Annotated in this window: 18 protein-coding genes; 3 read left to right on the top strand and 15 right to left on the bottom strand. The window is 72.3% G+C overall.

The annotated features are described in order from the left end of the window. Nucleotides 1–155 precede the first annotated feature (155 nt). Nucleotides 156–1,604, top strand: coding sequence for a sialidase family protein (locus ACBJ32_RS28860; protein WP_375129351.1), 1,449 nt, complete (start codon nucleotides 156–158; stop codon nucleotides 1,602–1,604). 43 nt (nucleotides 1,605–1,647) lie between these two features. On the opposite strand, the gene ACBJ32_RS28865 is transcribed toward ACBJ32_RS28860, so the two are convergent. The 5 genes from ACBJ32_RS28865 to ACBJ32_RS28885 all read right to left on the bottom strand — a co-directional run bounded on the left by ACBJ32_RS28865 (nucleotide 1,648) and on the right by ACBJ32_RS28885 (nucleotide 5,610). After that, entirely contained in the window at nucleotides 1,648–2,136 is a 489-nt protein-coding gene (locus ACBJ32_RS28865; protein WP_357871957.1) for a flavin reductase family protein, read from the bottom strand. A gap of 85 nt (nucleotides 2,137–2,221) precedes the next feature. Next, entirely contained in the window at nucleotides 2,222–3,148 is a 927-nt protein-coding gene (locus tag ACBJ32_RS28870; protein WP_375129352.1) for an ABC transporter substrate-binding protein, read from the bottom strand. Between the two features lie 41 nt (nucleotides 3,149–3,189). Next, entirely contained in the window at nucleotides 3,190–3,882 is a 693-nt protein-coding gene (locus ACBJ32_RS28875) for an ABC transporter permease (protein ID WP_357871953.1), read from the bottom strand. After that, the gene (locus tag ACBJ32_RS28880; protein WP_375129353.1) at nucleotides 3,879–4,559 is read right to left on the bottom strand and encodes an ABC transporter permease; all 681 of its coding nucleotides are present in this window, start codon (nucleotides 4,557–4,559) and stop codon (nucleotides 3,879–3,881) included. Before ACBJ32_RS28880 ends, ACBJ32_RS28875 begins: the two co-directional genes overlap by 4 nt. Next, a complete protein-coding gene (locus tag ACBJ32_RS28885) occupies nucleotides 4,552–5,610 on the bottom strand; it encodes an ABC transporter ATP-binding protein (protein WP_375129354.1) in 1,059 nt (352 codons plus the stop codon). Before ACBJ32_RS28885 ends, ACBJ32_RS28880 begins: the two co-directional genes overlap by 8 nt. 293 nt (nucleotides 5,611–5,903) lie before the next feature. Here ACBJ32_RS28885 and ACBJ32_RS28890 point away from each other — a divergent pair, with 293 nt between their 5' ends. Beyond that, entirely contained in the window at nucleotides 5,904–7,757 is a 1,854-nt protein-coding gene (locus tag ACBJ32_RS28890; RefSeq protein ID WP_375129356.1) for a hypothetical protein, read from the top strand. 53 nt (nucleotides 7,758–7,810) lie between these two features. Here the strand turns inward: ACBJ32_RS28890 and sigJ are convergent, their stop codons facing one another. From sigJ to ACBJ32_RS28925, 7 genes are all read right to left on the bottom strand, one after another. Then, nucleotides 7,811–8,701, bottom strand: coding sequence for an RNA polymerase sigma factor SigJ (gene sigJ / locus ACBJ32_RS28895; RefSeq protein WP_375129357.1), 891 nt, complete (start codon nucleotides 8,699–8,701; stop codon nucleotides 7,811–7,813). A gap of 224 nt (nucleotides 8,702–8,925) precedes the next feature. Next, complete coding sequence (locus ACBJ32_RS28900; RefSeq protein WP_375129358.1) at nucleotides 8,926–10,083, bottom strand: lipid-transfer protein; 1,158 nt, start codon at nucleotides 10,081–10,083, stop codon at nucleotides 8,926–8,928. Continuing rightward, complete coding sequence (locus tag ACBJ32_RS28905) at nucleotides 10,080–10,457, bottom strand: MaoC/PaaZ C-terminal domain-containing protein (protein WP_375129359.1); 378 nt, start codon at nucleotides 10,455–10,457, stop codon at nucleotides 10,080–10,082. Before ACBJ32_RS28905 ends, ACBJ32_RS28900 begins: the two co-directional genes overlap by 4 nt. Continuing rightward, on the bottom strand, nucleotides 10,454–11,470 hold the full coding sequence (locus ACBJ32_RS28910) for a bifunctional MaoC family dehydratase N-terminal/OB-fold nucleic acid binding domain-containing protein (protein WP_375129360.1): 1,017 nt from the start codon (nucleotides 11,468–11,470) through the stop codon (nucleotides 10,454–10,456). Before ACBJ32_RS28910 ends, ACBJ32_RS28905 begins: the two co-directional genes overlap by 4 nt. Beyond that, on the bottom strand, nucleotides 11,467–12,621 hold the full coding sequence (locus ACBJ32_RS28915) for an acyl-CoA dehydrogenase family protein (RefSeq protein ID WP_375129361.1): 1,155 nt from the start codon (nucleotides 12,619–12,621) through the stop codon (nucleotides 11,467–11,469). The genes ACBJ32_RS28910 and ACBJ32_RS28915 overlap by 4 nt, the downstream gene beginning before the upstream one ends. Further along, entirely contained in the window at nucleotides 12,621–13,646 is a 1,026-nt protein-coding gene (locus tag ACBJ32_RS28920) for an acyl-CoA dehydrogenase family protein (protein WP_375129362.1), read from the bottom strand. The genes ACBJ32_RS28915 and ACBJ32_RS28920 overlap by 1 nt, the downstream gene beginning before the upstream one ends. Continuing rightward, nucleotides 13,646–15,394 carry an AMP-binding protein gene (locus tag ACBJ32_RS28925; protein WP_375129363.1) on the bottom strand — a complete coding sequence of 583 codons (1,749 nt, stop codon included), beginning with the start codon at nucleotides 15,392–15,394 and terminating at the stop codon, nucleotides 13,646–13,648. Before ACBJ32_RS28925 ends, ACBJ32_RS28920 begins: the two co-directional genes overlap by 1 nt. Nucleotides 15,395–15,579: 185 nt before the next feature. Between ACBJ32_RS28925 and ACBJ32_RS28930 the strand changes: the two genes are divergently transcribed. Next, entirely contained in the window at nucleotides 15,580–16,230 is a 651-nt protein-coding gene (locus ACBJ32_RS28930; RefSeq protein WP_357871927.1) for a TetR family transcriptional regulator, read from the top strand. A 92-nt stretch (nucleotides 16,231–16,322) separates the two neighbouring features. Here ACBJ32_RS28930 and ACBJ32_RS28935 read toward each other — a convergent pair whose 3' ends face one another. From ACBJ32_RS28935 to ACBJ32_RS28945, 3 genes are read right to left on the bottom strand one after another with little or no spacing between them, the layout of a single operon-like run. Beyond that, a complete protein-coding gene (locus ACBJ32_RS28935; RefSeq protein WP_375129364.1) occupies nucleotides 16,323–16,961 on the bottom strand; it encodes a dihydrofolate reductase family protein in 639 nt (212 codons plus the stop codon). Continuing rightward, nucleotides 16,958–17,434: an SRPBCC domain-containing protein gene (locus tag ACBJ32_RS28940; RefSeq protein WP_375129366.1), complete on the bottom strand. Its 477-nt coding sequence runs from the start codon at nucleotides 17,432–17,434 to the stop codon at nucleotides 16,958–16,960. The genes ACBJ32_RS28935 and ACBJ32_RS28940 overlap by 4 nt, the downstream gene beginning before the upstream one ends. Continuing rightward, the gene (locus ACBJ32_RS28945) at nucleotides 17,431–17,769 is read right to left on the bottom strand and encodes an ArsR/SmtB family transcription factor (RefSeq protein WP_375129367.1); all 339 of its coding nucleotides are present in this window, start codon (nucleotides 17,767–17,769) and stop codon (nucleotides 17,431–17,433) included. The genes ACBJ32_RS28940 and ACBJ32_RS28945 overlap by 4 nt, the downstream gene beginning before the upstream one ends. Nucleotides 17,770–17,800 lie beyond the last annotated feature (31 nt).

Below are 17,800 nucleotides of genomic sequence, written 5' to 3' on the forward strand. Positions count from 1 at the left end.
GTCAGCCGCCCGCCTTGAGGGTTTCCGTGTATTTCGCGAACGAAACTGATCTTGTGCCCGTAAACTTCCTGCGTCGTTCGCCTGGCTCCCGGAGGATGCGTTCCGCCGGGAGTCAGGCGACGTCTTCGTGGACACGACGAAGATAAGGAAGGCTCGTGATCCGACCCTCCAGGGCGTTCTTACCCGCAGCCGCCGTCCTGCTGGCCTGCACCCTCGCGCAACCCGCCGCCGCGGACGACGCCGGAACCCCCGGCCCCGCCATCGTGCGGCCGGTCTCGGGTACCAGCCCGCTGCCCGCCGACTGCGGGCCTCCCCCTGCCGACGGCTACACCCTCAACCCGAACACCGAGGTCCTGCCCATGCTGGCGCGGGACCCGAACCGCCCGGAACGCCTCGTCACGGTGTTCCAGCAGGACCGCTGGAACCGCTACGGCAGCAACGGCACGGGCGTCGCCGTGTCGGACGACCACGGTCTGACCTGGCGGCAGACCGGGAACCGGCCCGCCTTCTCCCGATGCGACGGCGGGGACTACGACGTCGCGACGGACCACTGGGTCACGGTCACCCCGTCCGGCGCGGCCGTGGCCGCGTCCTTGTCGATGTCGCGCGCCGGCGACGTCACCGCCATCCTGGTGTCCCGCTCCGGTGACGGCGGCCGGACCTGGGAGGCGCCGGTCACCCTGCAGCGGGACGACAACCCCCGCTTCTTCAACGACCGCCCGTCGGTGACCGCGGACCCGTACCGCCCGGGCGTGGTCTACGCGGTGTGGGACCGCATCGACGACCAGTCCACCAGTACGACGCCGAACTGGGTCCAGCCGGTCTACCTGGCCAAGTCGACCGACGACGGGCGCACCTGGACCACGAGCAAGGTGTACGACGTACCGGCCAACAGCGGCGTCATCGGCACCCAGCTCGTGGCTCTTCCGGACGGGACGCTGCTGATCGTCATGCACCACGAGACGATCACCGACGGCTCGACCCAGGTCATCCGCTCGACCGACGGCGGCAGGACCTGGTCGGCGCCGACGCTGAACGTCCCGGCCCCGCTCGCGGTGGGGCCGCGCATCCCCGACCCCGACAACTCGGGCGACCCGATCCGCAACGCCGCCCTGCCGCTGCTGGCCGCCCAGCCGGGCACGCGGGTGGTCAACGCCGTCTGGCCGAGCCAGGACCCCGACGGCACCTTCCACGTGGCCTACTCGCGGTCGGCGGACGGCGGGAAGAGCTGGTCCAGCCCGATCCGCGTGGACAAGACGCCGACGGGCTCGGCCGCCGTGCCGGTCGTGGCCGCGTCCAGGACGGGCACCGTGGCGATCACCTACTACGACTTCCGCAACAACACGCCCGACCCCGCCACCCTGCCCACCGACCTGTGGGCCGTCACGTGCGCGAGCGACTGCGCCAAGCCGGGGTCCTGGCGCGAGCGGCACGTCGAGGGGCCGTTCGACACGCGGAAGGTCCCGGTGACCAGCGTCGGGCGCCTGCTCGGCGACTACACCGGGCTGGTCTCGACCGGCAGCACCTTCACGGCCGTGTACGGCGTCGCCACCGACGACGCCGCCAACCCGGTCGACCTGCACAGCGCGATCTTCTCCCGCTGAGCAGCCGTGCGCGGGGTCCGGCCGGACCGGGCCCCGCCTCCGGTCAGGAGGCGGCCGTCGAGCGGTAGCGGCCGCGCAGCCGCACCAGGGGCTGCAGGGCCGCGTCGACGTAGTCGACCGCCAGCACCGCGGCGATGAAGATCGTGTGATCGCCGGCCGGGACCACCTTGGTGGTCTCGGCCTCGATCGCGGCCACCCCGCCCTCGATCACGAGCGCCTCCGTCAGCGCCCCCCGATGGTGCGGGGTGCCCGCCACCAGCAGCCGCGCGCTGGGCCGTCCGGCGGTGGCGAAGCGGCTGGCGATCGCGGCCTGCCCCGACGACAGCAGGGAGGCCGCCCAGCGGTCCTGCCGGAGCAGGACCTCGGTGAGGTAGCCCCGGCCGGCCAGGCTCACCAGCACCAGCGGCGGCTCCAGCGAGACGGACATCAGCGCCGACACCGTGGTGCCGAGGTCGTCACGCCCGTCGCGCGCGGTCACGACCGCCACCCCAGCCGCGAGCTGCGCCATCGCCTCCGTGAACAGCTCGCTCACTGCGCGGTCCCCCGGCGTCCAGGGGCCCACGGCGCGGAGATCGCCCGCGCGGGCCCCCGGCGAGCGGGGGCCCGGAGCACGGGGATCATCCGAGACCGTTGGTGGTCAGCCACTCCTTGGCCACGACCGCGGGCTCGTCCTTGTTCACGGAGATCTTCTGCATCATCTGCAGGAGCGAGTCCGTCGTCAGCTTGGCCGAGATGCCGTTCAGGGTGGTCCTGATCGTGTCGCTGGCCGAGGCCTTGTGCAGCAGCGGGGTCACGTTCTGGGCGGGGAAGATGTTCTTGGGGTCCTGCAGCGCCACGAGGTTGTTGGCGGCCATCTTCGGGTCGGTGGTGAAGACGTTGCCGACCTGGATCGTGCCGTCCTTGATCGCGTCGGACGTGGTCGGCCCCGTCGGCTTCCACTCCTTGAACTCCAGGCCGTAGACCTCCTTGAACCGCGCCTCCCACCGCTTCTTGAACTCGGGCGGCCCGCCGACGACCATGTCCTTGGAGACCTTGGCGAGGTCCTCCATCGAGTTCAGCGACTGCTTGGTCTGGGTGTCCTTGGAGATGGACAGGCTGTCCTTGTCCTCGGCCGGGGAGGAGTCGAGCACCTCCAGCTCGGCCGGCAGCTTCTCCTTCAGCGCCGTGTTGACCTCGTCGGTGGTCGCGGCGGTGGCCTTCGGGTCGACGAAGGCGAGCAGGTTGCCGTTGTACTCGGGGACGATCGTCAGCCCGCCGCTCTTGACCTGGTCGTAGACGACCTCGCGGCTGCCGATCCGGGGCTTCTCCTCCACCTGCACGCCCTTGGCCTCCAGCGCCTGGGCGTAGATCGAGGCGAGCAGCACGCTCTCGTCGAAGTCGAAGGAGCCGATGACGGCCTTACCCCCAGCGCCCGAAGCCGAGCCGGTGGGGACCGCGCTCGTCGTGTCGAGCGGGTTGCCCCCGGTGCTGCCCCCGCCACCGCAGGCGGCGAGTGCGAGCATCGCCGTGAGGAACACCCCGGCGACGCCGTACTTGCGTCTCATCTTTGCTTTTCCCTTCTAAGCGGGAGGTAATACAGGAGAACCTATCGAACCTTCAGTCGCCGGCTCACCCCAGGAGAGACCGTCACCCTCTGGGCGAGCGCGAACAGGACCTGCACCACGAGCGCGAACAGCACAATCAGTACTGAACCGCCGACGACGCTCGCGTAATCCTTGGTCGCGAAACCGTCGATCACGTAACGCCCGAGGCCGCCGAGCCCGGTGTAGGCGGCGACCGTGGTGGTGGCCACCACCTGGATGGCCGACAGCCGGCAGCCGAGCAGGATCAGCGGCAGCGCCACCGGCACCAGGACCCGCCCGAGCACCTGCCCGCCGCGCAGCCCCATCCCGTACGCGGCGTCGCGCAGCTCGGGATCGACCCCCTTGATCCCCTCGAACGTGTTGACCAGGATCGGCGGCACCGACAGCAGCACCAGCGGGATGATCACCGGCCAGATCGAGGCCGTACCCAGCAGCAGCACGAACATCACCAGCAGGCCCAGCGTGGGCAGCGCCCTGGCCAGGTTCGCGGACACGACGACGAGCAGCTCGCCCCGCCCGGTGTGCCCGATCGCCAGGCCCAGCGGCACGGCGATCAGCACGGCCAGCAGCAGGGCCAGCGCCGAGAACTCCAGGTGCTCCAGCAGGCGCATGGGGATGCCGCCGGGGCCCGACCAGTTCTCGCCGTTGCCGAAGAACTCGCCCAGCCAGCTCAGGAACGAGGTCAGCCAGTTCACGACGCCTGCCCCTTCCGCGCGCGCACCCAAGGAGTCAGCAGCCGCTGCGTCAGCACCAGCAGCCCGTCGGCGATCAGCGCCAGCAGCATGATGAGCACGATGCCGACGATCACCGGCGGCATGAACGGGTTCTGGTACGCCCGCGTGAACAGCCCGCCGAGCCCGCCCTGCCCGATCAGCGCCCCCACGCTGACCAGGCTGATGCTGGAGACCGCGACCACCCGCATGCCCGCCAGCACCACCGGCGCCGCGATCGGCAGCTCGACCCGCAGCAGGCGGCGCAGCGGCGTGAAGCCCATCGCCACGGCCGACTGGCGCACGTGGTCGGGCACCGAGTCGATCCCGTCGACCACGGCCGGGATCAGCACGGCCATGCCGTAGAAGGTCAGCGGGATGATCACCGTGGTCTGCGACAGCCCGGTCACCGAGATCAGCAGCATGAAGACCGGCAGCGACGGCAGCGCGTACACGACGTTCATGAACCCCGCCGTGGGCTGGTAGAGCCAGCGCCAGCGCACGGAGGCCAGGCCGAGCGGGAGCGCGAACAGCAGCGCGAGCACGATCGGCACCAGCGACATCGTGAGGTGGTCGGTCAGCAGGTTCCTGATGCTGTCGGCCCGGCCGGTGTCCCAGTTGCGCGCGATCCACTCCCAGATGGAAGGGGGCCCGTCACCCATCCGCGGCCTCCGCCAGCGCCTCGTCCAGCGCCTGCCTGGTGGCCACGCCGACGGCCTTGCCCCGCTCGTCCACCGCCACCGCGCAGCCGGACGGCGACAGCAGCGCCGCGTCGAGGGCGGAGCGCATGTTGTCGCGGCCGTGCTCGTAGGTGCCGGCAGGCTCCAGCTCGCCCGGCCGGTCGCTGCGCCGCCAGCCCACCGGCCGGCCGTCGCCGTCCACGACCAGCAGCCACGGCTCGGAGGTACTGCCGGCGAAGTCCTCGGGCACGGTCAGGTCGGTACGCAGCCGCAGCCCCGCCGTGGAGACGAAGCGCAGCCGCCTGATCCCCCTGTCCTGCCCGAGGAACTCGCGCACGAAGTCGTCGGCCGGCTCCGACAGCAGCGTCCTGGGGTCGGCGAGCTGCGCCAGCCTGCCGCCCACGCGCAGCACCGCCACCCGGTCGCCGAGCTTGATGGCCTCGTCGATGTCGTGCGTGACGAACACGATCGTCTTGTTCAGCTCGCTCTGCAGCCGCAGCAGCTCGTCCTGCAGGTTGGTGCGGACGATGGGGTCGACGGCGCTGAACGGCTCGTCCATGAGCAGCACGGGCGGGTCGGCGGCCAGCGCCCTGGCCACGCCGACGCGCTGCTGCTGGCCTCCGGAGAGCTGGAACGGGTAGCGGCCGGCCAGCGCGGGGTCGAGCCCGACGCGCTCCAGCAGGTCCATGGCCGTGGCGCGGGCCTTCTTCCGGTCCCAGCCCAGCAGGTAGGGGACGGTGGCGATGTTGTCGAGGATCTTCCGGTGCGGGAAGAGGCCGGCCTGCTGGATGACGTAGCCGATGCCGCGCCGCAGCGTCGGCGGGTCGATGCCCTGCACCGGCTCCCCGTCGAGGAGGATCCGGCCCTGCGTGGCGTCGATCATCCGGTTGATCATGCGCAGTGAGGTCGTCTTCCCGCAGCCCGACGGGCCGACGAACACCGTGATCTCGCCGGTGGGCGCCTCCAGGCTGAGGTCGTCCACCGCGACCGTCCCGTCCGGATAGCGTTTGGTGACAGATTCGAATGTGATCACGCGCGAACTCTCGCTTAGGGGCCTCCGGCGGCAGCGCCGCAGCCCCCGTGCCACGACCGCCGCATGATCTGCTGAACCCACAGACTACGGCTGCGCGTACCGGCCTGTCCCCTCGGGTTTTCCTGAAGCGTTTCACTTGAGCTGGGAGATTCCGATGAAATCTGGATCTGGTAGTGCGCCGGACCACGGTGAGTTGGCATGATAACCCTCACAATTCCTGACGCATCAGCTCACAAACTCCTGACGCGCCCCTCACCCCCCAGCGTCCGCATCCAGCAAGAGGAACCGGCCCCGTGTCTCTGTCGCTCACCGATCAGCGCCAGCGCGCAGAACTGATCGCAGAGCTCTACGACCTCCATGCCGCCGGGCTGTTCGCGTACTGCGCCGACCAGCTCGGCGACCTCGGCTCGGCCTCCGACGTCCTGGTGGCCGTACTCAGCAGCGTCCCCGCCACCGCGCCGCCCCGCGCCGCGCTCTACGCCTTCGCCCGCCGCGAGATCCACCGGCGGGACATCGTCTACTCCCCGCCCGCCGTCGACCCGCTCATAGACCCGGCCACCGCGCTCGTCGAGCGTTCCCTGCGCGAGCTGCGCCCGCACCAGCGCGAGGTGCTGATGTTGTGCGCGGTGTGCGGGCTCAGCAAGGCGGAGCTGGCATGGGTGCTCGACGTCGCGCCCGACACCGCCGAGGAGCTGGCGGTGGGGGCGGGGCACCGCTTCAGGCAGTCGCTCGGAGCGGCGCTGGCCTCGACCGGGGTGCGTGTGCCCAAGCCGGTGGCCGACATCTACGGCGCGCTCGGGGTCGCGCCGTTGCACGACGTGCTCGGCCGTCTGCCGTGGCCCCAGCCGCCGGGGGCGCTGCGCATCCACTTTGCGGGCTCCCGTTCGGCGGCGCCCGCACCGCTGTTCGTCAAGCCCCGGTGGCCCAGCCCGCCGGTCTGGCCGCAGCCGCTGGCGGACGCCGACCCGGCGACCAGCACGGTGATCTTCCCGGCCGAGCTGCTGACGCCGCCCTCGCCGTCGCAGACCCCCGTGCACGAGGCGACCACGGCCCCGATGCCCAAGTTCCGCGACCCGCTCTCGCCCCCGAGGGACGTGCTCGACCCCGGCCCGCCGTTGCGGGATCCGCTGGGGTCTGCGCGGGCCCTGCGGGATCCGCTGGACGAGTCCCGGCCGCCCGCACCCTCCGCCGGAGACCGGCGGGTTCCCGATCGGCGGGATGGCTTGCCGTCGCCCGGGGACCGGTGGGTCGCCGGGCCGTCCGCCAGGGACCCGCTGGCGTCAGGGCCGTCCGCCGGGGACCGTTCCGTGGCCGGGCGTCCGCCGCAGGAGCGGCCGTTCTTCATGGCGGCCCCCGATCCCATGGCCGCCGAGCCGTTCGCGACGGGTGACGTGATCCTGCCCAAGGACGCGCCGGACCCGTACATGACCGGCGACGTGCTCGTCCATGAGGGCCCCTCCCGGCCCCTCCCCCCGCAGGGGCGGACGCCGGCCGAGGAGCGCCGCCGGTCGCCGCTGGAGCCGCAGCCGGCTCCGGAGGAGTTCCGCCGTCCGCCGTCGGCTCCCGAGGAGTTCCACCGGCCGCCGTCGGCGCAGGCCGCCCCGGCCACCCCGCGCCGGCGGCCGTCGCGGGCGGAGGAGCCGGTACGCGGACCGGCGGCCCCGCTGTTCAAGCCCCGCGCCAAGTCGCGTGCCAAGCCCGGCGCCGAGCCGGTGTACCGGCTGCCGGACCCGCGCCAGGACGAGCGGGACCAGGCGGAGTCACTCGGCAGGCCGCTGGAGAGACCCCTGGAGAAGCCGCTGGACAGGCCGCTGGAGAAGCCGCGGGAGAGGCCGCTGGACAGACCGCTGGAGAGGCCACGGGAGAGGCCCCTGGAAAGGCCGCTGGAAGGGCCACGGCAGGGCGGGGAACCGCGTAGGAAGGACCGCCCGGCGGCCGGGCAGTCCGGCTCGTCCGTCCTGGCGCCGCGCCCCGTGCGGGCCAGGCCCGCTCCCAAGCGGCGCCCGGAGAACGGGCGGCCTCCGAAGAAGGTGCGCCGCCGCAAGGACCGCCACCACGACTGGGTCTGGGAGCTCGTCGGGTTCCTGCTCTGCGTGGCGATCGCGATGATCGTCTTCTTCTCCATGCCGGTCTTCGTGGACCCGTGACGACCGCTCCGGTGGCGGGGCCGGAAACTCCGGCCCCGCCACCGGATGCGCGGTCAGGGCCGGCCGGTGAGGGCGGCCACGTCGAGACCGGCCACCCGTGCGGGGTCGCCGAGGATGTCCATGGTCAGGATCTTGCCGTCGACGATCGTGAAGGCCCCCACCGCGGTCGTCCGCCCGTCCAGCACCATGAGCGCCCCCGCGACGCCGTTGACCAGCACGGGGCGGGCGAAGGGCGCCATCCGCCGGAACATGAGCGCCTGCTGGGCGACCGTGAGCGCCCCTCGCAGCTCGTTCCAGCCCCTGGTCGCGGAGGGCCCCACGTCCGTGCGGAGCACGATGTCCGGGTGCAGCAGCGACACGAGCGTGTCGAAGTCACCGTCGCGGGCCGCCGCCATGAACGCGTCCACCACCTCACGCTGCCGCGACACGTCCGGATCCGGAGTCGGGGCGGCCCCGCGCACCCGGCGGCGGGCCCGGCTGGCGAGCTGCCTGGTGGCGGCCGGCGTGCGGTCGATGATCTGCGCGATCTCGTCGAACGGCACCGCGAACATGTCGTGCAGCACGAACGCCAGCCGCTCCGTCGGCTCCAGCTGCTGCAGCACCACGAGCAGCGCCAGCCCCACCGAGTCCGCCAGGAGCGCCTCCTGCTCGGGATCGACGCCGCCCGGCGGGCTCACCACCGGCTCCGGCATGCGCTCCTCCAGCGGGTCCTCGCGGCGGTGCTCGCGGGAGCGCAACATGTTCAGGCAGATGCGGGACACGACCGTGGTGAGCCAGCCGCCCATGTTCCGCACGTCGCCGGTGTCGGTGCGGTTGAGCCTGAGCCACGCCTCCTGCACCGCGTCGTCGGCCTCGCTCACCGACCCGAGCATCCGGTACGCCACGGCTCTCAGCTGACCGCGATGCGCCTCGAAGAGGCCGGTCAGCGATGCGTCGTCGTTCACGTGTCACATTCCTTCTTCGTCCCGCGTCATTGCTTCGACCCATGAAAGCGGGTCGATGTGACGTCATCGGCGCCGGGACCCCTGGAGTGACCGATGGAAGCACGGATGGGCCAGCCCGCCCTCGCCCTCGCCGAGGCCGCCCCCCGCCAGGTGGGGGGCGCCTGGACGGGCTGAGCCTCCGACCGGGCGGGCTCGTGGAGGCGCAGCCGCGTCCGCGGGGGGTGCTAGTCGGCCGACAGGATGAGGCCGCTGGTGGGGACGCCGGTCCCGGCCGTCACCAGGACGTTGGTGACGTTCGGGAGCTGGTTCACCGCGGTGCCCCTGATCTGGCGGACGGCCTCCGCGATGCCGTTCATGCCGTGGATGTAGGCCTCCCCGAGCTGCCCGCCGTGCGGGTTGACCGGGAGGCGGCCGTCCAGCTCGATGCCGCCGTCGGCCAGGAAGCCGGGCGCCTCCCCGCGCCCGCAGAAGCCGAGCTCTTCGAGCTGGGTCAGGACGAACGGGGTGAAGTGGTCGTACAGGATGGCCGTCTGGATGTCGGCGGGAGACAGGCCCGAGAGCTCCCAGAGGCGGCGCCCGACGACGGACATCTCGGGCAGCCCGGTCATGTCATCCCGGTAGTAGCTGGTCATCATCATCTGATCGGCCCCCGCCCCCTGCGCCGCGGCGGCGATCACGGCCGGGGAGCGGCGCAGGTCGCGGGCCCGTTCGGTGGAGGTGACCACCAGCGCCACCGCCCCGTCGCTCTCCTGGCAGCAGTCGAGCAGGTGCAGCGGCTCCACGATCCACCGGGACGCCTGGTGCTCCTCCAGCGTGATCGGCCGCCCGTGGAACCAGGCGGCCGGGTTGGTGGCCGCGTGCCTGCGCATGGCCACCGCCACGCGGCCGAAGTCCGCGGAGGTGGCGTCGTACACATGCATGTAGCGCCGCGCGAACATGGCGACCCACGCCGCCGGCGTCATCAGCCCGAACGGCACGTGCCAGCTCATCTCCAGCCCCTGGGAGCTGGGCTGTCCGGTGAGCCCCGCGTTCGGCTGGCCGAAGCGGCGGCCCGAGCGCTCGTTGAAGGCCCGGTAGCAGACCACCGTGCGGGCCGCGCCCGTGGCCACCGCCATGGCGGCGTGGGCGACGGTGCCGCAGGCCGCGCCGCCGCCGTACTCGACGCGGGAGAAGAAGGTCAGCTCGCCGATGCCGGTCTCCCTGGCGACGGCGATCTCCTGGTTGGCGTCCTGGCTGTAGGTGACCAGGCCGTCCACGTCGCCGGGTGACAGGCCGGCGTCGTCCAGCGCCGCGAGCACGGCCTCGGCGGCGAGCCGCAGCTCCGAACGTCCCGACCGCTTGCTGAACTCGGTGGCGCCGATGCCCGCGATGGCCGTGCTCACGGGCCCTCCAGCGTGACGGTGCCGGTGGCGTGCTCGCCCAGGCTCACCCGGCCGCGCACCTCGACGGTGAGCCGGTCGCCCTCGCCGGCGACGACCGTGCCGCTGAAGGTCAGGCGGTCACCGGCGTACGCGGGGACGCCCAGCTTGACGTCGATGCTCCTGATGACGGCCCTGGGGCCCGCCCAGTCGGTGACGTAGCGCTCGACCAGGCCCATGGTGGTCAGGATGTTCAGGAAGATGTCCGAGGAGCCCTGGGCGCGGGCGAGTGCCGTGTCGTGGTGCACCGGCGTGTAGTCCATGGTGGCCAGGGCCGTGGAGACGACCATGGTGGGCGTGAGGTCGATCGACAGCTCCGGCAGCGCGACCCCGATCATGGCTGCTCCGGCGCCCACATGGGCAGGACGAGCCGGTCGTCCATCCGGCGGTACGTCACGCGCAGCGGCATGCCTATCCTCACTTCCTCGACGGGGCAGTCCACGACGTTGCCCACGACCCGCACCCCTTCCGGCAGCTCCACCACCCCCACCACGAACGGCGTCCGCCTGCCGGGCACGGGCGGATGGTGGTGCACGACGTAGCTGAACAGGGTGCCCGTGCCGCTCGCGAGCCGGTACGCGCGTTCGGCCGAGCGGCAGCGGGGGCACAGCGGGCCGGGCGGGTGGCGCAGCTCGCCGCAGTCGGCGCAGGACTGGATGCGCAGCTCGCCCCGGTTCACGCCCTCCCAGAAGAACGCGGTGTCCTGGTTGACGGCGGGCTGGAGCGGGTACGGCTCGGCGGCGGCCTTCGCCGCCGGTGGACGAAATTTCAGGACCCGGAACATCATGTCGGCGACCGGCTCGTCGTCCTCGGTGTACCAGGTGATGTTCCAGGTGGCGAAGTAGCCGACGCCGAGCGCCGTCCGCTTCGGGCCCGCCAGGCCGGAGAACCTGGTCGCGGGCGTGAGACGCTCGCCGACGCGGACGTAACGGCGGTAGGTCTGCTCGCAGTTGGTCGCCACCACGCCCGTGTAGCCGCTGTCGTTGAGCGCGCTCATCATGTCGTCCACCGGCGAGCGTTCCTTCGGCCCTCTGGACAGGCCGGGCATGGTCCACACCTGGGCCATCGCGGGCGGGGCCAGGCCCTGCTCCAGGTAGCGCGGGTTCTCGTCGCCCATGGCGGCCAGCCAGTGCCTGATCATGGGGACGTTCACCGGGTCGGCGGCCGGGGCGCCGCGCACCTCGCCCAGCGCCGCCTGCTTGCCCGCGAGCTCGTGCAGCTCCTCGTCCGTCATCACCCTGCGGTCGGTGCTCTCCGTGCGCTCGGTGCCGTCGGTGCGCTCGGTGCCGGCGGTGCTTTCCGTACGGTCGGTTCGGTCGGTGCTGTCGGTGCTGTCGGTGCGGTCGGTCATCGGGGCGGCCTCGGCAGGCTCAGGCCGAGCATGGCGATCAGCTCGCGCTGCACCTCGTTCACCCCGCCGCCGAACGTCAGCACCACCGCCCCCTTCACCCCGTGGTCGAGGCGTTCGAGCAGCTCGGCCGTCTCCGGGTCCGACGGGTCGCCGTACCTGGCCAGGATGTCCCCGACGATCCTGCCGATCTCCTGCATGCGCTCGGAGCCGTAGATCTTGGTGGCCGACGCGTCGGGGGCGCCCAGCCAGCCGAGGTCCATGTTCGCCGCCACCTGCCAGTTGAGCAGCTCGTTCGTGCGGAAGGCGGCCCACACCCGCGCCAGCGCCCGCCGCACGTCGGGCTCGGCGTCCAGGCCGGTGCGGCGGGCCCAGGCGCGGAAGCGGTCGTAGGTCTGGCCGAGGTTGCCCGCGGGGCCGAGCGTGACGCGCTCGTGGTTGAGCTGGTTGACGATCAGGCCCCAGCCCCGGTCCACCTCGCCGACCACCATGTCCACCGGTACGCGCACGTCGGAGTAGTAGGTGGCGTTGGTGTGGTGGCGGCCGTCCATGGTGACGATCGGGGTCCACGAGAAGCCGGGGTCGTCCGTGGAGGCGATCATCATGGTGATGCCCTTGTGCTTCTTGGCCGTGGGGTTGGTGCGGGCGGCCAGCCAGATGTACTGGGCGTAGTGGGCGCCGCTGGTGAAGATCTTCTGGCCGTTGACGACGTAGTGGTCGCCGTCGAGCACCGCCGTCGTCCGCAGCGAGGCCAGGTCGGTGCCCGCCTCCGGCTCGCTGTAGCCGATCGCGAAGTGGCACTCGCCGGCCAGGATGCGCGGCAGGAAGTGCTCCTTCTGCTTCTCCGTCCCGTACTGCATGAGCGTCGGCCCCACGGTCTGCACCGTGATGATGGGGTACGGCACCCCGGCGCGGGCGATCTCGTTGGCGAAGATCTGCTGTTCCAGAGGGCCGTAGCCGCTGCCGCCGTACTCCTTGGGCCAGCCGAGGCCCAGCTTGCCGTCCCGGCCGAGCCGGCGGCAGTGCTCCATGTACGCGCCGCCGAACGGGTCCTCGGCGATCTTGGCGCGATCCTCGGCGGTGAGGCAGCCCTGGAAGTACTCGCGCAGCTCGTCGCGGAGCCTGCGCTGCTCGGGGGTGAGGTCGATGAGCATCAGACGAGCGCTCCGATCAGGTCGAGCTGGGCGTCGGCCCCGCCGAGCAGCTGGGACAGGTGCCTGGCCTGGGCGAAGTAGCGGTGCAGCGGGTAGGTGACGTCGAGGCCGAGGCCGCCGTGCAGGTGCTGGCAGGTGTAGAGGGCCTTGGACGCCTCGCTGACGTGGTACGCGGCCAGCGCCAGGTCCTCCTCGGCCGGCAGCCCCTCGCCCAGCCGCCAGACGGCCGACCACATGGCCACGTCCAGCGCCCTGGCGGCGATGTAGACGTCGGCGATCTGCATCGTCACGGCCTGGAACTCGGCCAGCGCCCGCCCGAACTGCTTGCGCTGCCTGATGTAGGCGGTCGTCAGCTCCAGCGCGCCGGCCAGCACCCCGCTCGCCTGCGCGGTGACGGCCGCCATGAAGATCCGCCGCGCGTCCGCGACGGCCTCCTGGCCCGCCACCCGCTCCGCCGGGGTGCCGTCGAGCACGAGCGTGGCGGAGGGCTCACCGGTGGAGGTGAACTCGGCCGCCGTCGCGGGCTCCGTCACCAGGAACAGCCCCTCGCCGGCGGTGACCAGCACCTCGGCTGCGGGGTAGGGCACCGACACCTTCCGCCCCGTCAACGCCCACCCGCCTTCCGACGCCGACGCCGACGCCGACGCCGACGTGGCGGTGGCGGTGGCGGTGGCGGTTGCGGTGGCGGTGGTCGTGGGCGGGTCGGCGAGGGCGCGGGCGGGCTCGCGGAGCGCGAGGGTGAGGCGGCCGGTGCGGCGGCGTAGCCGGTCCGGGCCGCCGTGGCGGGCCAGGAGCAGCGTGGCGGCCAGGGTCGGCAGGGCGGGCACCATGGCCGCCCGGGCACCGACCTCGCGCAGCACCACGGCCATCTCCACCGGTCCGAGCCCGGCCCCGCCCGCCTCCTCCGGCACGCACACGTCCATCAGCCCGGCCTGCCGCAGCCGATCCTCGTCCCCTTCCCTGGCGAGGACCTCGGCGGCCAGCTTCTTCAGATCCTGCTGGGTTTCGTCCAGGTTGAAATCCACTACGTCTCCAAGAGGTGTTGCCTGCCGTGCCGTACGAACTCCTCCTCGATCCCCTTCACGTCCGCCTCCGTGAGCAGCCGCAGCCCGTCGGGGCCGCGCATCCAGACCGGGTCGGTGGTGCGCCAGGCGTCCCTGGCGAGGTGCCGCTTGATGACCTTGTGCGAGGCCGTCTGGGGTAACTCCCGGCACAGCCGGACGAAGCGGGGCAGGGACTTGGCGCCCAGGTCGCGGCGCGAGGCCAGGAACGCGGCGAACGCCACCGGATCGAACACCGCCGGACCAGACGCCGCCGGATCCAACACCGCCGGACCGGATGCCGCCGGATCGGGCGCGCCCGAGGCGGAGGCTCCCGGGTCCGGGGTGCCTGCCAGCACGAGCGCCGCCATGACCTGGTCGCCGGCCGCCGGGTCGGGCACCGGATACACCGCCGCCTCCACCACCCCGCCGAACTCCCGCAGCGCCGCCTCGATGGGCGCGACCGCCAGGTTCTCGCCGTCCACGCGCAGCCGCTCGGTGCCCCGGCCGGCGAAGAACACGTAGCCGTCGGCGTCCTGGTAGGCCAGGTCGCCGGACCAGAACGCGCCGTCCCTGATCCGCTCGGCGTCGGCGTCCGGGTCGTTGTAGTACCCCTCGAACAAGCCGAGCCCGGCCGTGTTGACCAGCTCGCCGATGGCCTCGTCCGGGTTGAGCAGGCGGCCGTCCTCGATCCGCGCGGGCGGGCAGGGCCGGGTGGTGAACGGGTTGAGTATCCGCACGCCCTCGGGCAGGCGGCCGAGGCAGCCCGGCGGCCCGGCGGGGTCGGGGATGAGCGAGATGGCGGTCTCGGTGGAGCCGAAGGCGTCGATGACCCGGCATCCGAACCGCTCCCCGAACCTCCTGACGGCCACCGCGCTGCCCTCGTTCCCGAACGCGATCCTGAGCGGGTTGGCGGCGTCGTCCGGCTGTTCCGGGGTGGCCAGGACGTAGGAGAGCGCCTTGCCGACGTAGTGGAGGTACGTACAGCCGTATCGTCTGATGTCGGGCAGCAGGCCCGAGGCCGAGAAGCGCCGCCGCAGCACCAGCGCCGCCCCTGACGCGACGGCAGGGGCGTAGGCGGCCATCAGCGCGCCGGAGTGGAACAGCGGCATCGAGCAGTAGACGGCGTCCTCGGGGGTGAGCAGCGCCGCCAGGCTCGCCCCGGGCAGGGCCAGCTTGCGCTGCGTGATCCGCACGGCCCGAGGGCGCCCGGACGTGCCGGAGGTGAAGATCAGCATCACGAGGTCGCCCGGAGCCGGGACGACATCCTCGAGTGCGGCATCCTCGGGTGCGGCATCCTCGGACGCGGCGGTTTCCGGCGCGGCGGCCTCGGGCGCGGTGCTGTTCGCCTCCGCGGCGAGCGGGAGCGCCGTCACGCCCAGCGCCTCCGACACCGCCCGCCCGATCCCGCCGCAGGACTCGTCCGTCAGGACCAGGTCCACGTCGGTGGCGCGGGCGTCGCGGATCAGCTCGTCCACCGACCGCGTCGGGTTCAGCGCCACGACCACGTGCCCGGCCAGCGCCGCGCCGCCGATCAGGACGACCAGCTCGGGAACGTTCTCGCTGAGCACCCCGACGTGCGTCCCGGTCCCTCGCGCGGACAGCCTCGCCCCGGCGGCCAGGCAGGCCGCGACGTGCTCACGCCACGACCACACCCTTCCCTCGTGCACCAGCCCCGGCCGGTCGTCCTCGGCCCGGGCGAGCAGCAGGGAGGCGAGCGTGTCCGCGATCATCGCTCCTCCAGCAAGCGCTAGGTAAGCCAAATCGCAAACTAGAACAGATTCTAATAGCTGTCCAGCATCCACCTCCGAGGACAAACCCCGATATCCGTGTAACGCCGGAGACATGGGCCGATACGGCTCGTTTGTGACTCGCGAGTAACAAGCCGCGTAATCGAGAAATCAGATAACGTGTTCTTATGCGTACCACGCAGCCCGCAATCACCGCGCCCCCGAGCGAGACCGAGGGACCCTTGGAAAGCCACCCCGCGCCGGGCGGGCACAGCGTCCGTACGCGCAGCCAGCACCAACGCCGCAAGCGCATCGTCCAGGCCGCCGCCGCGCTGGCCTCGCGGGGCGGCGTGGAGGCCATGCAGATGCGCACGGTGGCCGAGCGCGCGGGCGTGGCGCTTGGCACGCTCTATCGCTACTTCCCCTCCAAGATGGACCTCGTCGTGGCCGTCGTCGGCGAGGAGATCGACCTGCTGGAGAGCAGCATCGAACGCCGCCCGCCGGGGGCCGCCACCCCGTCCAGCCGCGCGGTCGACGTGCTCATGCGGGCCACGCGGGGGCTCATGCGCGAGCCGGAGCTGGCCGACGCGCTGATCCGGTCGCTGATCCTGGCGGAGGTGCAGACCCCGTTCGGCGACCGCATGACAGGGCTGCTGCTGCGCGTCTCGGCCGACGGGCTGACGCTGGAGGAGGCCAGCGAGGAGCAGCTCGACCTCGCGGGGTCGCTGTCCAGCGTGTGGGTGCAGGAGCTGCTGGAGATGCTGCGCGGCCGCCGTACCTATGACCAGATCCAGCGCCGCATCGAGGCCGCCGCCGCCCGCCTCCTCGCCGACATCTGAGCCCCGCGGCCTTCCAGGAACACGGCCGCCGGACCCGTCAGAGGCGGGCCACCGTCACGGCGCGCGCAGGAGGCCGGCGGCGTGGCCGAGCATCAGCCCTGACGCTCCACGAAGGCGGCGACACCCTCGTAGTGACCCTGTGACGCCGGGCCCGCCGGCTCGTACTCAAGGAGCAGCAGGCCGTTCGGCGTCGCCTCGTGGTGGACCAGGCGCAGGCCGGACGTGGCGCCCTGGCCGGCCAGGAGGCGCCGGCCGGTCCGCAGCACGGTGGGGGCGACCACGAGGCGGAGGGTGTCGATCAGTCCCGCCGCCAGGAGCGCGTCAGCGAGGCGGGCGCTGCCGTGGATCTGCAGCTCCCGTCCCGGCCGGGCCTTGAGTGCGGCGACCGACCGGGCCGGGTCGCCGTCGAACACGGTCGTGGGGTGCCAGGCGCCCCCGGCGAGAGTGTTCGACACGACGTACTTCGGCAGGGAGTTCATCCGCGCGGCGTACGGGTCGGCCGGGTCGGTGATCTTCGGCCAGTCGCGCGCGAACGCCTCGTAGGTGCGCCGTCCGAACAGCAGGCCGTCGGCGCGGTCGAGCCACTCGGAGGTTCGCTGGACGAACGTCTCGTCGAGGTGCGGCACGAGCCAGCCGCCTCGGGTGAAACCGCCGGTGGTGTCCTCGTCCGGCGAGCCGGGGCCCTGGCTGACGCCGTCGAGCGTGACGAACTCGGTGAGCGTGATCTTCATGCGGTGGCCGTGCCCTCGGCGAGGGCGGCGAGCTGGGCGGTGACGGTGCCCCAGCCGTCGGCGAAGCCGAGCTTCTCGTGCAGGGCGCGGGATTCCGGGTCGCCGTGCCGGACGAGGATCCGGTAGCCGGTGCCGTCGGGGTGGTCGTCCAGCGTGATGGTGGCGGTCATGGTGACCGGGGAGGGGGTCGCCGGGCGCCAGGTGCTGGTGATCGCGTTGGTGAAGACGAGGCGTTCGAGCTCGTCCACGGCGAGGAAGCACGCGTCCAGGTGCGGGGCGAACGCGGCGCCGCCGTCGCTCAGCCGGGTCACGAACGCCCCTCCCGGCCGCAGGTCCAGGCGGTCCACCCGGCAGCGGAACGGAGCCGGGACCCACCACTGTTCGAGTCTGGACGGGTCGGTCCAGGCGCGCCACACGGTCGCGCGCGGGGCGCGGATGATCCGTTCCAGAACGAGGTCGAGATCTGGATTCACTGGCTGCTCTCCTCCGGGCCTGTGACGAACTGTTCGAGGCGGTCGGTGCGCTCCTCCCAGATCCGGCGCTGCTCGGCGAGCCAGTCGTCGACGAGGGCGAGGCGCTCGCGGTTGAGCACGCAGGTGCGTACCCGGCCGGACTTGACCGTGCGGATGAGACCGTTCGACTCGAGCGTCCGCACGTGCTTCACGAACGAGGGGAGCGTCATCGGGAACTCGCGGGCGAGGTCGCCGACGCTAGCGGGCCCGTGGCCGAGGCGCCGGACCACGGCGCGCCGGGTCGGGTCGGCGAGGGCGACGAACACGCCGTCCAGGTGCGCCGAATACTGTGCCATGTGGCTAAGTATCAGGAGAGGCGACAGTAAG

The organism is Nonomuraea sp. GTA35, from assembly GCF_041950525.1.
Taxonomy (GTDB): Bacteria; Actinomycetota; Actinomycetes; order Streptosporangiales; family Streptosporangiaceae; genus Nonomuraea.

Coding starts and splice junctions, on each gene's coding strand:
- ACBJ32_RS28905 (WP_375129359.1), bottom strand. CDS start 10,457: ATGATCGGGGTCGCGCTGCCGGAGCTGTCGATCGACCTCACGCCCACC.
- ACBJ32_RS28925 (WP_375129363.1), bottom strand. CDS start 15,394: ATGATCGCGGACACGCTCGCCTCCCTGCTGCTCGCCCGGGCCGAGGAC.
- ACBJ32_RS28870 (WP_375129352.1), bottom strand. CDS start 3,148: ATGAGACGCAAGTACGGCGTCGCCGGGGTGTTCCTCACGGCGATGCTC.
- ACBJ32_RS28910 (WP_375129360.1), bottom strand. CDS start 11,470: ATGACCGACCGCACCGACAGCACCGACAGCACCGACCGAACCGACCGT.
- ACBJ32_RS28935 (WP_375129364.1), bottom strand. CDS start 16,961: ATGAAGATCACGCTCACCGAGTTCGTCACGCTCGACGGCGTCAGCCAG.
- ACBJ32_RS28915 (WP_375129361.1), bottom strand. CDS start 12,621: ATGCTCATCGACCTCACCCCCGAGCAGCGCAGGCTCCGCGACGAGCTG.
- ACBJ32_RS28880 (WP_375129353.1), bottom strand. CDS start 4,559: ATGGGTGACGGGCCCCCTTCCATCTGGGAGTGGATCGCGCGCAACTGG.
- ACBJ32_RS28930 (WP_357871927.1), top strand. CDS start 15,580: ATGCGTACCACGCAGCCCGCAATCACCGCGCCCCCGAGCGAGACCGAG.
- ACBJ32_RS28945 (WP_375129367.1), bottom strand. CDS start 17,769: ATGGCACAGTATTCGGCGCACCTGGACGGCGTGTTCGTCGCCCTCGCC.